This is a genomic window from Streptomyces sp. NPDC006655, assembly GCF_040703965.1.
In the GTDB taxonomy this organism is placed as follows: Bacteria; Actinomycetota; Actinomycetes; order Streptomycetales; family Streptomycetaceae; genus Streptomyces.
Window position 1 is genome coordinate 25793 of record NZ_JBEYJU010000059.1, and the last position, 12475, is coordinate 38267.

Genomic DNA, 12475 nt, shown 5'->3' on the forward strand with positions numbered 1-12475 from the left:
GGAGCGGGCTTCGGGCCTGCCCAAGGGTGCAGGGAGCCGCGCGGCCGGACCGGACGGTCCCGCGGCTCCCCGGCACCTCACCGGGCCGCGGCTCCCGATGGAGTCGTCACCGCTTGCCGTTCTTCGGGTTCAGCAGGCCCGCGCGGCGCAACGCGTCGGCCATCGCGCTGTTCGCCGGGGCCGGGGCCGCCGCCCCCTGGCGGGAGCCGCCCCCCTGGCGCTGCTGCTGGCGCTGCTGCGGCGGACGTGCGCCGCCGCCGCGCTGCTGCCGGCGCTCACCGGCGGAGACCGGCGCCGCCTCGTCCTCAAGGCGCAGCGTCAGCGAGATCCGCTTGCGCGGGATGTCCACGTCGAGCACCTTCACCTTGACGATGTCACCCGGCTTCACCACGTCCCGCGGGTCCTTGACGAACGTCTTGGACATCGCCGAGACATGCACCAGACCGTCCTGGTGCACACCGACGTCGACGAACGCGCCGAACGCCGCCACGTTCGTGACGACCCCCTCCAGGATCATCCCGGAGGCCAGGTCGGAGATCTTCTCGACGCCTTCCTTGAAGGTGGCCGTCTTGAAGGCCGGACGCGGGTCACGCCCTGGCTTCTCCAGCTCCTTGAGGATGTCGGAGACCGTCGGCAGACCGAACGTGTCGTCCACGAAGTCCGTCGGCCGCAGGGAGCGCAGCACACCCGTGTTGCCGATGAGCGAGGCCACCTCCTGGCCGGACGTCTTCACCATGCGCCGTACGACGGGGTACGCCTCCGGGTGCACGCTCGACGCGTCCAGCGGGTCGTCGCCGCCGCGGATGCGCAGGAAGCCCGCGCACTGCTCGTAGGCCTTGGGGCCGAGCCGGGCCACGTTCTTCAGCTGGGCACGGGACGTGAACGGGCCGTTGGCGTCCCGGTGGTTCACGATGTTCTCGGCGAGCCCGGAGGTGATGCCGGAGACCCGCGCGAGCAGCGGCGCGGAGGCGGTGTTGACGTCCACCCCGACGCCGTTCACACAGTCCTCGACCACCGCGTCCAGCGAGCGCGACAGCTTCACCTCGGACAGGTCGTGCTGGTACTGGCCCACGCCGATCGACTTGGGGTCGATCTTCACCAGCTCGGCGAGCGGGTCCTGGAGACGGCGGGCGATGGAGACCGCGCCGCGCAGCGACACGTCCATGTCGGGCAGTTCCTGCGAGGCGAACGCGGACGCCGAGTACACGGACGCGCCCGCCTCCGACACCATCACCTTGGTGAGCTTCAGCTCCGGGTGCCGGGTGATGAGCTCACCGGCGAGCTTGTCGGTCTCACGGGACGCCGTGCCGTTGCCGATCGCGATCAGCTCGACCGCGTGCTCCTTGGCGAGGCGGGCGAGCTTGGCGATCGCCTCGTCCCACTTGTTGGCCGGGACGTGCGGGTAGATGACGTCGGTGGCGACGACCTTGCCGGTGGCGTCGACCACGGCGACCTTCACGCCGGTGCGGAAACCGGGGTCCAGACCCAGCGTCGCGCGGGTGCCCGCCGGGGCGGCCAGCAGCAGGTCGCGCAGGTTCGCCGCGAACACGTCGACCGCCTCGTCCTCGGCGGCCGTACGCAGCCGCAGCCGCAGGTCGATGCCGAGGTGGACGAGGATCCGGGTCCGCCAGGCCCAGCGGACCGTGTCCGACAGCCACTTGTCGGCGGGCCGCCCCCGGTCGGCGATCCCGAACCTGTGGGCGACGATCCCCTCGAACGAGGACGGCCCCTCGGTCGGCTCCTCCGGCTCCAGGACGAGGTCGAGGACGTCCTCCTTCTCACCGCGCAGCATCGCGAGGATCCGGTGCGAGGGCAGCTCGGTGAAGGGCTCCGAGAAGTCGAAGTAGTCGGCGAACTTCGCGCCCGCCTCCTCCTTGCCGTCCCGTACCTTCGCGGTGAGCCGGCCCCGCACCCACATGCGTTCGCGCAGCTCACCGATCAGGTCGGCGTCCTCCGAGAACCGCTCGGTGAGGATCGCGCGGGCCCCGTCCAGGGCGGCCTGCGGATCGGCCACGCCCTTGTCGGCGTCCACGAAGGTGGCGGCCGCGGTGAGCGGTTCCACCGTCGGGTCGCCGAGCAGCCCCTCGGCCAGCGGTTCGAGACCGGCCTCCCGCGCGATCTGCGCCTTGGTCCGCCGCTTCGGCTTGTACGGCAGGTAGATGTCCTCCAGCCGCGCCTTGGTCTCGGCGCCCCGGATCTGCGCCTCCAGCTCGTCGGTGAGCTTGCCCTGCTCCCGCACCGACTCCAGGATCGCGGTGCGCCGCTCCTCCAGCTCCCGCAGGTAGCGCAGCCGCTCCTCGAGCGTGCGCAGCTGCGCGTCGTCGAGCATCTCGGTCGCTTCCTTGCGGTAGCGGGCGATGAAGGGCACCGTCGAACCGCCGTCGAGCAGTTCCACGGCAGCCTTGACCTGCCGCTCCCGTACGCCGAGCTCCTCGGCGATCCTGCCTTCGATGGACCCTGGAACCAGGGACCCGGGTGTCGTCACGATCCCGTACCGCCTTCTCCACTGAGGTTGCGCCGCAATTGTGGCAGGTGACACCGACAACCGGGCCTCAGGGCGCCCCTTCCGCCGTGTCCGCCGCGACCGGCCGCCCGCCGCGCCCGGCCGCCGCGCCCGCGACCTGGCCCCGGCAGCGCTCGACTCAGCCCTTCGCGATCATCCCTTGCCGACGAGATCCGCCGGAAAGGCACCCGCCGCCACGGCCGCCGCGGCGAAGCCGCGCGCCAGCCCGGTCAGCCGGGCCACTCCGTCGGCCCCCAGGTGCTCGTACGGCGCCCGGTCGAGCCGGTCCGTCTGCGTCTCGATCTCCGCCCGCAGGGCCACTCCCGCCGCGGTCAGCTCGCCCGCCGCGTCCAGCAGCCCGCGCTCCCGGAGCCGTTCCCGGGCCGCCTCCCAGTCGTCCCGGCTCCAGCCGCGCGTGGCGAACACCCACTTCGGCCGCATGCCCTTGCCGGTCGCGGTGTGCGTGACCACCGCTTCGAGACCGTCGAGACCGGCCGCGACCAGCGTCGCGACGTGCCCGTCGCCGCGGTGCTCACGCAGCAGCGTCGTCGCGTGCCAGTAGGCGAGGTGCGGCTCCCCGGGCACCGGCAGGTCCGCGTGGGCCGAGTACAGCGGCCGTCCCGCGCGGGAGCACGCCTCGGTGGCGCGCAGCGCCAGTTCCGCCGCCTCGGCCATCGCGTCGCAGCCCACCGCGTCCGCACCGAGCAGCCGCCGCATCGACGCGTCGACGGCACGCGCGCGTGCGGCGAGCACGTCGTGCGGGGAGGCGGCCTCCCAGACGGCCGGCACGTGCCGGGCCACCAGCTCGTGCTTGTAGTTGTAGAACACGGCCGTCACCGTCCCGGCCCCGACCGGTCCCAACGCGGCAGCGCGCGCCGCGAAGTTGACGGCCCGCGGGTGGTTGACCCCGAGCGCGGCCAGTTCCTCGGCCAGCTCGGGGCTGAAGTAGTGCGTCGCGTGCAGGGAGTTGAGCAGGGTGTGGCAGCGGCGGCCGGCGAGCGGCTCCAGGGCGGTGGTAGTCATGGCGAGCACGCTACTGACTGGTCGGTACGGACTCCAGGGCCCCGGCGCGGCGAGCCGTCCTCGTCCGCCCCGTCGACGGCGTCCGGAGCCGCGCCGACACCGGCCCGAGAGCCGGTTCAGCCTCGGCGTGGGACCGACCACGTGAACCGCGGCGGACGGCGCTCCAGGAACGCGGTGACGCCCTCCGCGGTGTCGCCGCTGCCGCGGGCCTGCTCGGCCCAGTGGGCGTCGCGGTCCGTGCGGCCGTTCGCGAACTCCTTCGCGGCGGCCTGCGTCAGCTGGGAGCGCGCGGTCAGGATCCTGGTGAACTCGGCCACCCGCTTGTCCAGTTCGCCCTCCGGCAGCACCTCGTCCACCAGGCCGGTGCGCAGTGCCCGCTCGGTGCCGAGCAGCTCGCCCGAGAAGAGCAGGTACTTGGTGGTGGCCGGGCCGACGAGGGACACCAGACGGCGGGTGGCGGCGGCCGGGTAGACGATGCCGAGTCGGGCGGGTGTCACCCCGAACAGCGCGCCCTCCTCGGCGAACCGCAGGTCGCAGGCGGCGGCCAGCTGTGCGCCGCCGCCGACGCAGTGGCCGCGGATGGCGGCGAGGGTCGGCTTGGGGAACGCGGCGAGCGCCTCCTCGGCGGCGCCGGCGAGGGCCTGGGCCTCGGCGGCGGAACCCTGGAGGGTGGAGATGTCGGCGCCGGCGCAGAAGGTGGTGCCTTCGCCGGTGAGGACCAGTGCCCGCACGGCGGGGTCGGCGGCGAGTTCCCCGAGCAGGGGCGGAAGGGCCCGCCACATCGCCGCGGTCATCGCGTTGCGTTTGGTCGCGTTGCGCATCACTACGGTGGCAACGGCTTCTTCGACCCGGTGGGTGAGGCGGGGCTCCATGGTGCCGGATGGTATCCACGCGTCGCGCGGTTCCCCACGTCCCCAGGGGTTGCAGTACAACCCTAATAGTTCGCGAAGTCGGCTTTCGGCGGTTCAGCAAGCGGTCCCACAACTGACGTTGTCATACGCCAACGGTCAGATCCGTTCGATAGTTGCTGACTTGTGTTCAGTCATCCGGAGCGGAGCGGGTCGTTACCAACACTCGACGTGTGGTGACAATCGAGCGCGAGGGTGGCGACCGGACGATGGAGAACCACGGGCGCGGGCACGACCCGCGTCCAGAGGCGGGCGGCGAGCCGCCGCCGGATCCGCTGCCGTACGAGGGCGTCTGGCGGTTCACGGCCGCCGCCGTGGACGCCTCTGTCCCGCAGGCGCGCCGCGCCGTACGGGACCTGCTCCGGCGCCAGGGCGTCCCCGTCACGGAGGACCTGGTGTACGGACTGTTGCTGATCGTCTCCGAACTGGTCACCAACGCGGTCAAGCACGCGGCGGTGCTGTCGCCGGTGCTGGCCGTCGAGGTCGCCGTCGGCGCCGAGTGGGTGCGGGTGGCGGTGGAGGACAGCCACCCCTACCGCCCGACCGCCCTGGAGGCCGACCACGGTCAGACCGGCGGCCGGGGGCTGCTGCTGGTCCGGGAGGTAGCCCGGGAGGCGGGCGGGGTCGTGGACGTGGAGCACACGTCGAGCGGCGGCAAGGTGATCTGGGCCGCCCTGCCGCTCAAACCCGCGATGCTGTCGTGACGACGGGCCGGGTGCGGCCCCTCACCAGCCCGCGGACGCGCCCGTCAGCTCCCTGACCGCCGGACGGGCCGCGTCCAGCACGGTCATGAACCAGGCGGAGAAGGGCTCCTCGGCGTGCCGCTCGGCCAGCTCGGCGGCTGTCACGAACGCGGTCGCCTCGACCTCCTGGGTGTCCGGCACGAGCGGCGCCTGGACCATCCCGACGAACAGGTGGTTGAACTCCTGCTCGACCAGGCCGGAGGCCGGGTCCGGGTGGTTGTAGCGGACCGTGCCCGCCTCGGCGAGCAGGGACGGGGAGACGCCCAGTTCCTCGAAGGTGCGGCGGGCCGCCGCCGCGAAGGGCGCCTCACCGGGGTAGGGGTGGCCGCAGCAGGTGTTGGACCACACGCCGGGGGAGTGGTACTTGCCCAGTGCCCGCTGCTGGAGCAGCAGCCTGCCGTGCTCGTCGAAGAGGAAGACGGAGAACGCCCGGTGCAGCTGTCCGGGCGGCTGATGCGCGGCCAGCTTCTCCGCGGTGCCGATGGTCACACCCTTCTCGTCGACGAGTTCAAGCAAGATCGCGTCCGCGGTGCCTTCCGGCGTGCTGTGCGCCGCGGTGGCAGGTGTGATCGGCATACCCATCCTTCGCCTCGGTCCTGGCACCCCAAGTCTGCCGTACGAAACCGACACTTCCGACACTTCCCGTACGGGCACGCCGGAAGGGGGCCCGGTTGTTGATCGTGCCCTAAGCCTACGAACGGGAACCCTGCGGGCCCCAAGGGGTACCTGTTCGAGGACTCCTCGAACGCCAGGACGACGGTGGCGTCAGTGACAGAGCCGGGCCTCGTGCTCCGCGTGTCCGCTCGGCTCCAGCTGGAAGGTGCAGTGCTCCACGTCGAAGTGGTGGCCGAGGCAGCCCTGCAGTTCGTGCAGCATCTTCTCGTGGCCGATGGCGTTCAGTACGTCGGAGCGGACCACCACGTGCGCCGACAGCACCGGCATGCCGGAGGTGATCGTCCAGGCGTGCAGGTCGTGGACGTCCTCCACGCCGTCCAGCGCCAGGATGTGCGACCGCACCTCCGCCATGTCCACGTCCTTCGGAGCGGACTCCAGCAGGACGTCCAGGGTCTCGCGCAGCAGCTTCAGGGTCCTGGGCACGATCATCACGCCGATGACCAGCGAGGCGATCGGGTCGGCCGCCTGCCAGCCGGTGGTCAGGATCACCGCGGCCGAGATCAGCACCGCCAGCGAGCCCAGCGCGTCGGCCGCCACCTCCAGGAAGGCGCCGCGCACGTTCAGGCTCTCCGACTGGCCGCGCACCAGCAGCGTGAGCGAGATCATGTTGGCGACCAGGCCGATCGCTCCGAACACGATCATCTGACCGCCGTGTGTGTCGGCGGGCGTCAGGAACCGCTGGACCGCCTCGTAGAGGACGTAGCTGCCCACGCAGAGCAGCAGCAGGCAGTTGGCCAGGGCGGCGAGGATCTCCGCGCGGGCGAGGCCGAAGGTGCGGTTGGTGCTCGCCGGGCGGTTGGCGAAGTGGATCGCCAGCAGGGCCATGCCGAGGCCCAGGGCGTCGGTCGCCATGTGCGCCGCGTCCGCGATCAGCGCGAGCGAGTCGGCCACCAGGCCGCCGAAGATCTCGACCACCATCACTCCGAGCGTGATGGCGAGCGCGACCCGGAGCCGCCCGCGGTACGCCGCCGCGGCCGTGCCGGTGGCCGGCACGTGGCTGTGCGCGTGGCCGTGGTCGTGCCCTGCCCCCATGGGATCCGCCTCCTGTACTGGGCCCGGGTTGACAGTGAACTACGGGTGGGGGGTATCCGGCAACGCGGCAGTGAACACCGTTGTCATGTGCCCTGACCTGCGCAAACGAAACCAGGTCAGGGCACCCTCACTATGTCGCCAATGCCCGGTCTGCGAGCGCGGTTTGTGGCCCGGGGCCCGGATCACGGATGATGATCTCGGCAAAGGCCAGGCCGGTGCGCGCCGTCCGGGCCGTGAACGGCCGGTGAACAAGGAATCCTCACCATCCGCTAACCTCTGCCGAATGCCGTCCGGGGGCCACCAGCCACACCGTGCCCCATCACGCAGCAGGCGCCCGTGCGCCGCACCCAGGGAGTGAGTTCGGTTGTCGACCGCCATCGTCACCGGTCAGCCGGTCCCCGGATCGTCACTGGAGAGCGATCTACGGGCACTCGGCTTCGAGGTGCGCCCGGCCGCCGACGCGACCGACGCCGAGGCCGTGCTCGCGACCGTGCCCGCCGACCGGCGGGTGGCGGTGGTCGACGCCCGCTTCGTCGGTCACCCGCACGCCCTGCGCCTCGGTCTCACCGATCCGCGCTTCCCGCTCGCCGCGATCCCCGGCGCCGTCACCGCCCAGCCAGCCGCCCGTCACGCCCTCGCCCGGGCGCTGTCGCGTGAGGCCTCGGCGGGCGGCGGCACCGTGCTCGCCGTCGACGGCCTCGTCACCGCCCTGGACGCCGACGTCCACCGCCCCGAGCTGGGCAGCCTGGTCGCCGCCGTCCCCGCCGACCCGCAGGCCCGCAACGAGGCACGGCAGGCCGTCGCCGCCGTCGACGACGAGGCCGTACGCCTGAAGTCGGCCGTGAAGTCCCGCGACGGCTTCTTCACCACCTTCTTCATCAGCCCCTACTCCCGCTACGTCGCCCGCTGGTGCGCGCGCCGGGGGCTGACCCCCAACCAGGTCACCACCGCCTCCCTGCTCACCGCGCTGATCGCGGCGAGCTGCGCGGCCACCGGCACCCGGGCCGGGTTCGTGGCGGCGGGGGTCCTGCTCATCGCGTCCTTCGTGCTGGACTGCACCGACGGCCAGCTCGCCCGCTACTCCCTGCAGTACTCCACGCTCGGTGCCTGGCTGGACGCCACCTTCGACCGGGCCAAGGAGTACGCCTACTACGCCGGCCTCGCGCTGGGCGCGGCCCGCGGCGGCGACGACGTGTGGGCGCTGGCCCTCGGCGCGATGATCCTGCAGACCTGCCGGCACGTGGTCGACTTCTCCTTCAACGAGGCCAACCACGACGCCACCGCCAACACCAGCCCCACCGCCGCCCTCTCCGACCGGCTCGACAGCGTCGGCTGGACGGTCTGGGTGCGCCGGATGATAGTCCTGCCCATCGGCGAACGGTGGGCACTCATAGCCGTCCTGACGGCGGCCACGACCCCGCGGATCACCCTCTGCGTGCTGCTGGTCGGCTGCGCCCTCGCGGCCACGTACACCACGGCCGGGCGGGTGCTGCGGTCGCTGACCCGCAAGGCCAGGCGGACCGACCGGGCGGCGCGGGCGCTGGCGGACCTGGCGGACAACGGCCCGCTCGCCCGGCTCGCGGGTCGCCGTCCCTTCGGCCCTCCCCTCCTGGTGGCGCTGGGCGGCGCCGCCGTCCTCGCCGTCTCCCTCTTCTCCGGCGTCACCTGGGCCCCGGTCGTGGGCGCCCTCGTCTACGCCCTCACCTCCGGCCAGGCCCTCGCCCGCCCCCTCAAGGGCGCCCTCGACTGGCTGGTCCCGCCTCTCTTCCGCGCCGCCGAATACGGCACCGTCCTCGTCCTCGTCCTCGCGAGCAAAGCCGGGGTGAACGGAGCCCTTCCGGCGGCTTTCGGCCTGGTGGCCGCGGTCGCCTACCATCACTACGACACGGTGTACCGCATCCGCGGCGACGCCGGGGCGCCGCCGGCCTGGCTGGTACAGGTCATCGGGGGGCAGGAAGGGCGGACGCTGGCGGTCACCGTGCTCGCCGCGGTGCTCACCGCCGCGCAGTTCAAGGTCGCGCTCACGGTCCTCGCCGTGGCCGTGGCCGTGCTGGTGCTCGTCGAGAGCATCCGCTTCTGGGTGGCCGCTCACAAGCGCGGCGCGCCCGCCGTACACGACGAAGGAGAACCCGCATGATCGGCCTCGTGCTGGCGGCCGGCGCCGGACGGCGTCTGCGCCCCTACACCGACAGCCTGCCCAAGGCGCTGGTGCCGGTGGGGCCCGCGGGCATAGAGGACTCGATCACGGTGCTCGACCTGACCCTCGGCAACTTCGCCGAGATCGGCCTGACCGAGGTCGCGATCATCGTCGGCTACCGCAAGGAGGCCGTGTACGAGCGCAAGGCGGCCCTGGAGGCCAAGTACGGCCTCAGGCTCACCCTCATCGACAACGACAAGGCAGAGGAGTGGAACAACGCCTACTCCCTGTGGTGCGGCCGTGACGCCCTCAAGGACGGCGTGATCCTCGCCAACGGCGACACCGTGCACCCGGTCTCGGTCGAGAAGACACTGCTCGCCGCCCGCGGCGACGGCAAGCGGATCATCCTGGCCCTCGACACCGTGAAGTCCCTCGCGGACGAGGAGATGAAGGTGGTCGTCGACGCCGAGCGGGGCATGACGAAGATCACCAAGCTGATGGACCCGGCCGAGGCGACCGGCGAGTACATCGGCGTCACCCTCATCGAGGGCGACGCCGCGCCCGAGCTCGCCGACGCGCTCAGGACGGTCTGGGAGACCGACCCCCAGCAGTTCTACGAGCACGGCTACCAGGAGCTGGTCAACCGCGGCTTCCGGATCGACGTCGCGCCGATCGGCGACGTCCGGTGGGTCGAGATCGACAACCACGACGATCTCGCCAGGGGACGGGAGATCGCGTGCCAGTACTGACCCGGCTGATCCCCTCGCCGGTCGTCGTGGACATCCGCCCGGGTGCCCTCGACGACCTCGGCGGTGTGCTCGCCGACGAACGCATCTCGCACTCCGGGCGGCTCGCCGTCGCCGTCAGCGGCGGTTCCGGTACGAAGCTGCGCGAGCGCGTCTCGCCGAGCCTGCCCGGCGCCACCTGGTACGAGGTCGGCGGCGGCACCCTGGACGACGCGATCCGGCTGGCCGGCGACATCAAGGCCGGCCGCTACGACGCGGTCGTCGGCCTCGGCGGCGGGAAGATCATCGACTGTGCCAAGTTCGCCGCGGCACGGGTCGGCCTGCCGCTGGTAGCCGTGCCGACGAACCTCGCGCACGACGGCCTGTGCTCGCCGGTCGCCACCCTCGACAACGACGCGGGCCGCGGCTCCTACGGCGTGCCGAACCCGATCGCGGTCGTCATCGACCTCGACGTCATCCGGGAGGCCCCGGCGCGTTTCGTGCGCTCCGGGATCGGCGACGCCGTCTCCAACATCTCGGCGATCGCGGACTGGGAGCTGTCCCACCGCGTCAACGGCGAGAAGATCGACGGACTGGCGGCCGCGATGGCCCGGCAGGCCGGCGAGGCCGTGCTGCGCCACCCCGGCGGCATCGGGGAGAACGACTTCCTCCAGGTGCTCGCCGAGGCGCTGGTGCTCAGCGGCATCGCCATGTCGGTGTCGGGCGACTCCCGCCCGTCCTCCGGCGCCTGCCACGAGATCAACCACGCCTTCGACCTGCTGTTCCCCAGGCGTGCCGCGAGCCACGGGGAGCAGTGCGGGCTCGGCGCGGCCTTCGCGATGTACCTGCGCGGAGCCCACGAGCAGTCCGTGTCCATGGCCGAAGTGCTGCGCCGGCACGGACTGCCGGTGCTGCCGGAGGAGATCGGCTTCACCGTGGACGAGTTCGTCCGGGTCGTGGAGTTCGCTCCGGAGACCAGGCCCGGCCGCTACACCATCCTCGAGCACCTCGACCTCAAGACCCACCAGATCAAGGACTTCTACGTCGACTATGTCAAGGCCATCGGTAGCTGAACTCCGTCCGGTCGTGCACCCCGCTGGGGTCAAGGACCGGCGCAGCGGTGAGCACTGGATGGGACGCCTCTACATGCGTGAGGTGTCCCTGCGGGTGGACCGCTACCTGGTGAACACCAGGGTCACCCCCAACCAGCTCACGTACCTGATGACCGTCTTCGGCGTCCTCGCGTGCCCGGCCCTGTTGGTGCCGGGCGTCTGGGGCGCCGTGCTCGGCGTGGTGTGCGTCCAGATGTACCTGCTCCTCGACTGCGTCGACGGCGAGATCGCGCGCTGGAAGCAGCAGTACTCGCTCGGCGGGGTCTACCTCGACCGGGTCGGGGCCTACCTCACCGACGCGGCCGTCCTGGTCGGACTCGGGCTGCGCGCCGCCGACCTGTTCGGCAGCGGCCGTATCGACTGGCTGTGGGCCTTCCTCGGCACGCTGGGCGCGCTCGGCGCGATCCTGATCAAGGCCGAGACCGACCTGGTCGGGGTCGCCCGGCACCAGGCCGGGCTGCCGGTGGTCAAGGAGGCCGCCGCCGAGATGCGCTCCTCCGGGATGGCGCTGGCCCGCCGGGCCGCCGCCGCGTTCAAGTTCCACCGGCTGATCCTCGGCATCGAGGCCTCGCTGCTGATCCTGCTGCTCGCCGTCGCCGACCACTTCCACGGCGACCTCTTCTGGACCCGGCTCGGCACCGCCGTGCTGGCCGGCATCGCGGTGCTGCAGACCCTGCTGCACCTGGTGTCCGTCCTCGCGTCGAGCAGGCTGCGGTGAGCGCCGGGCTGAAGGTCGGCGCGGTCGTCATCACGATGGGCAACCGCCCCGACGAACTGTGCGCCCTCCTCGACTCGATCGCCAAGCAGAACGGCGAGCGGATCGAGGTGGTCGTCGTCGGCAACGGCTCGCCAGTCCCGGACGTCCCCGCGGGTGTCCGCACCCTGGAGCTGCCCGAGAACCTCGGCATCCCCGGCGGGCGCAACGTCGGCATAGAAGCCTTCGGTCCCAGCGGTCGCGATGTCGACATATTGCTCTTCCTCGACGACGACGGCCTGCTCCCCGAGCACGACACCGCCGAGCTGTGCCGGCAGGCCTTCGCCGCCGACCCGAAGCTCGGCATCATCAGCTTCCGCATCGCCGACCCGGAGACCGGTGAGACCCAGCGCCGCCACGTGCCGCGGCTACGGGCCTCCGACCCGATGCGCTCCTCCCGGGTCACCACCTTCCTCGGCGGTGCCAACGCCGTCCGTACCCAGGTCCTCGCCGAGGTCGGCGGACTGCCGGACGAGTTCTTCTACGCCCATGAGGAGACCGACCTGGCCTGGCGCGCCCTGGACGCCGGCTGGATGATCGACTACCGCTCCGACATGGTGCTGTTCCACCCCACGACCGCGCCCTCCCGGCACGCGGTCTACCACCGGATGGTCGCCCGCAACCGGGTCTGGCTGGCCCGCCGCAACCTGCCCGCGCCGCTGGTCCCCGTCTACCTCGGGGTGTGGCTGCTGCTGACCCTGGTGCGCCGTCCGTCCCGTCCGGCCCTGCACGCCTGGTTCGCCGGCTTCCGGGAGGGCTGGACCACGCCCTGCGGCCCCCGTCGCCCGATGCGCTGGCGGACCGTGTGGAAGCTCACGCGACTGGGCCGTCCCCCGGTGATCTGACAGACTCGGGGGGTGCGC

General features: G+C 72.0%; 11 protein-coding genes. 6 read left to right on the forward strand and 5 right to left on the reverse strand.

The window, feature by feature from the left end; genetic code table 11:
• Nucleotides 1-106 precede the first annotated feature (106 nt).
• From AB0958_RS29095 to AB0958_RS29105, 3 genes are all read right to left on the reverse strand, one after another.
• Nucleotides 107-2485, reverse strand: coding sequence for a Tex family protein (locus AB0958_RS29095; protein WP_366893449.1), 2379 nt, complete (start codon nt 2483-2485; stop codon nt 107-109).
• Nucleotides 2486-2656: 171 nt separating this feature from the next.
• Nucleotides 2657-3526 (reverse strand): hypothetical protein, encoded by an 870-nt coding sequence (locus AB0958_RS29100; protein WP_366893450.1) that lies wholly within the window; start codon nt 3524-3526, stop codon nt 2657-2659.
• 116 nt (nt 3527-3642) lie between these two features.
• The gene (locus tag AB0958_RS29105; RefSeq protein WP_366893451.1) at nt 3643-4398 is read right to left on the reverse strand and encodes an enoyl-CoA hydratase/isomerase family protein; all 756 of its coding nucleotides are present in this window, start codon (nt 4396-4398) and stop codon (nt 3643-3645) included.
• 245 nt (nt 4399-4643) lie between these two features.
• Here AB0958_RS29105 and AB0958_RS29110 point away from each other — a divergent pair, with 245 nt between their 5' ends.
• A complete protein-coding gene (locus AB0958_RS29110) occupies nt 4644-5138 on the forward strand; it encodes an ATP-binding protein (protein WP_366893475.1) in 495 nt (164 codons plus the stop codon).
• 21 nt (nt 5139-5159) lie between these two features.
• Here the strand turns inward: AB0958_RS29110 and idi are convergent, their stop codons facing one another.
• Entirely contained in the window at nt 5160-5753 is a 594-nt protein-coding gene (gene idi / locus AB0958_RS29115) for an isopentenyl-diphosphate Delta-isomerase (RefSeq protein ID WP_366893452.1), read from the reverse strand.
• 189 nt (nt 5754-5942) lie between these two features.
• The gene (locus AB0958_RS29120; protein ID WP_366893453.1) at nt 5943-6884 is read right to left on the reverse strand and encodes a cation diffusion facilitator family transporter; all 942 of its coding nucleotides are present in this window, start codon (nt 6882-6884) and stop codon (nt 5943-5945) included.
• A 364-nt stretch (nt 6885-7248) separates the two neighbouring features.
• Here AB0958_RS29120 and AB0958_RS29125 point away from each other — a divergent pair, with 364 nt between their 5' ends.
• From AB0958_RS29125 to AB0958_RS29145, 5 genes are read left to right on the forward strand one after another with little or no spacing between them, the layout of a single operon-like run.
• Nucleotides 7249-9021, forward strand: coding sequence for a DUF5941 domain-containing protein (locus AB0958_RS29125; protein WP_366893454.1), 1773 nt, complete (start codon nt 7249-7251; stop codon nt 9019-9021).
• The gene (locus tag AB0958_RS29130) at nt 9018-9770 is read left to right on the forward strand and encodes a phosphocholine cytidylyltransferase family protein (protein ID WP_366893455.1); all 753 of its coding nucleotides are present in this window, start codon (nt 9018-9020) and stop codon (nt 9768-9770) included. Before AB0958_RS29125 ends, AB0958_RS29130 begins: the two co-directional genes overlap by 4 nt.
• On the forward strand, nt 9758-10819 hold the full coding sequence (locus AB0958_RS29135) for an iron-containing alcohol dehydrogenase family protein (RefSeq protein ID WP_366893456.1): 1062 nt from the start codon (nt 9758-9760) through the stop codon (nt 10817-10819). Before AB0958_RS29130 ends, AB0958_RS29135 begins: the two co-directional genes overlap by 13 nt.
• 13 nt (nt 10820-10832) lie before the next feature.
• Nucleotides 10833-11576, forward strand: a complete 744-nt coding sequence (locus AB0958_RS29140; RefSeq protein ID WP_366893457.1) for a CDP-alcohol phosphatidyltransferase family protein — start codon at nt 10833-10835, stop codon at nt 11574-11576.
• A complete protein-coding gene (locus AB0958_RS29145; RefSeq protein ID WP_366893458.1) occupies nt 11573-12457 on the forward strand; it encodes a glycosyltransferase in 885 nt (294 codons plus the stop codon). Before AB0958_RS29140 ends, AB0958_RS29145 begins: the two co-directional genes overlap by 4 nt.
• The last annotated feature ends 18 nt before the right edge of the window (nt 12458-12475 follow it).

What these genes read in the sequence shown, in the direction of transcription:
- AB0958_RS29130 (WP_366893455.1), top strand. Translation starts at nt 9,018, where the DNA reads ATGATCGGCCTCGTGCTGGCGGCCGGCGCCGGACGGCGTCTGCGCCCC.
- idi (WP_366893452.1), bottom strand. Translation starts at nt 5,753, where the DNA reads ATGCCGATCACACCTGCCACCGCGGCGCACAGCACGCCGGAAGGCACC.
- AB0958_RS29100 (WP_366893450.1), bottom strand. Translation starts at nt 3,526, where the DNA reads ATGACTACCACCGCCCTGGAGCCGCTCGCCGGCCGCCGCTGCCACACC.
- AB0958_RS29105 (WP_366893451.1), bottom strand. Translation starts at nt 4,398, where the DNA reads ATGGAGCCCCGCCTCACCCACCGGGTCGAAGAAGCCGTTGCCACCGTA.
- AB0958_RS29120 (WP_366893453.1), bottom strand. Translation starts at nt 6,884, where the DNA reads ATGGGGGCAGGGCACGACCACGGCCACGCGCACAGCCACGTGCCGGCC.
- AB0958_RS29110 (WP_366893475.1), top strand. Translation starts at nt 4,644, where the DNA reads ATGGAGAACCACGGGCGCGGGCACGACCCGCGTCCAGAGGCGGGCGGC.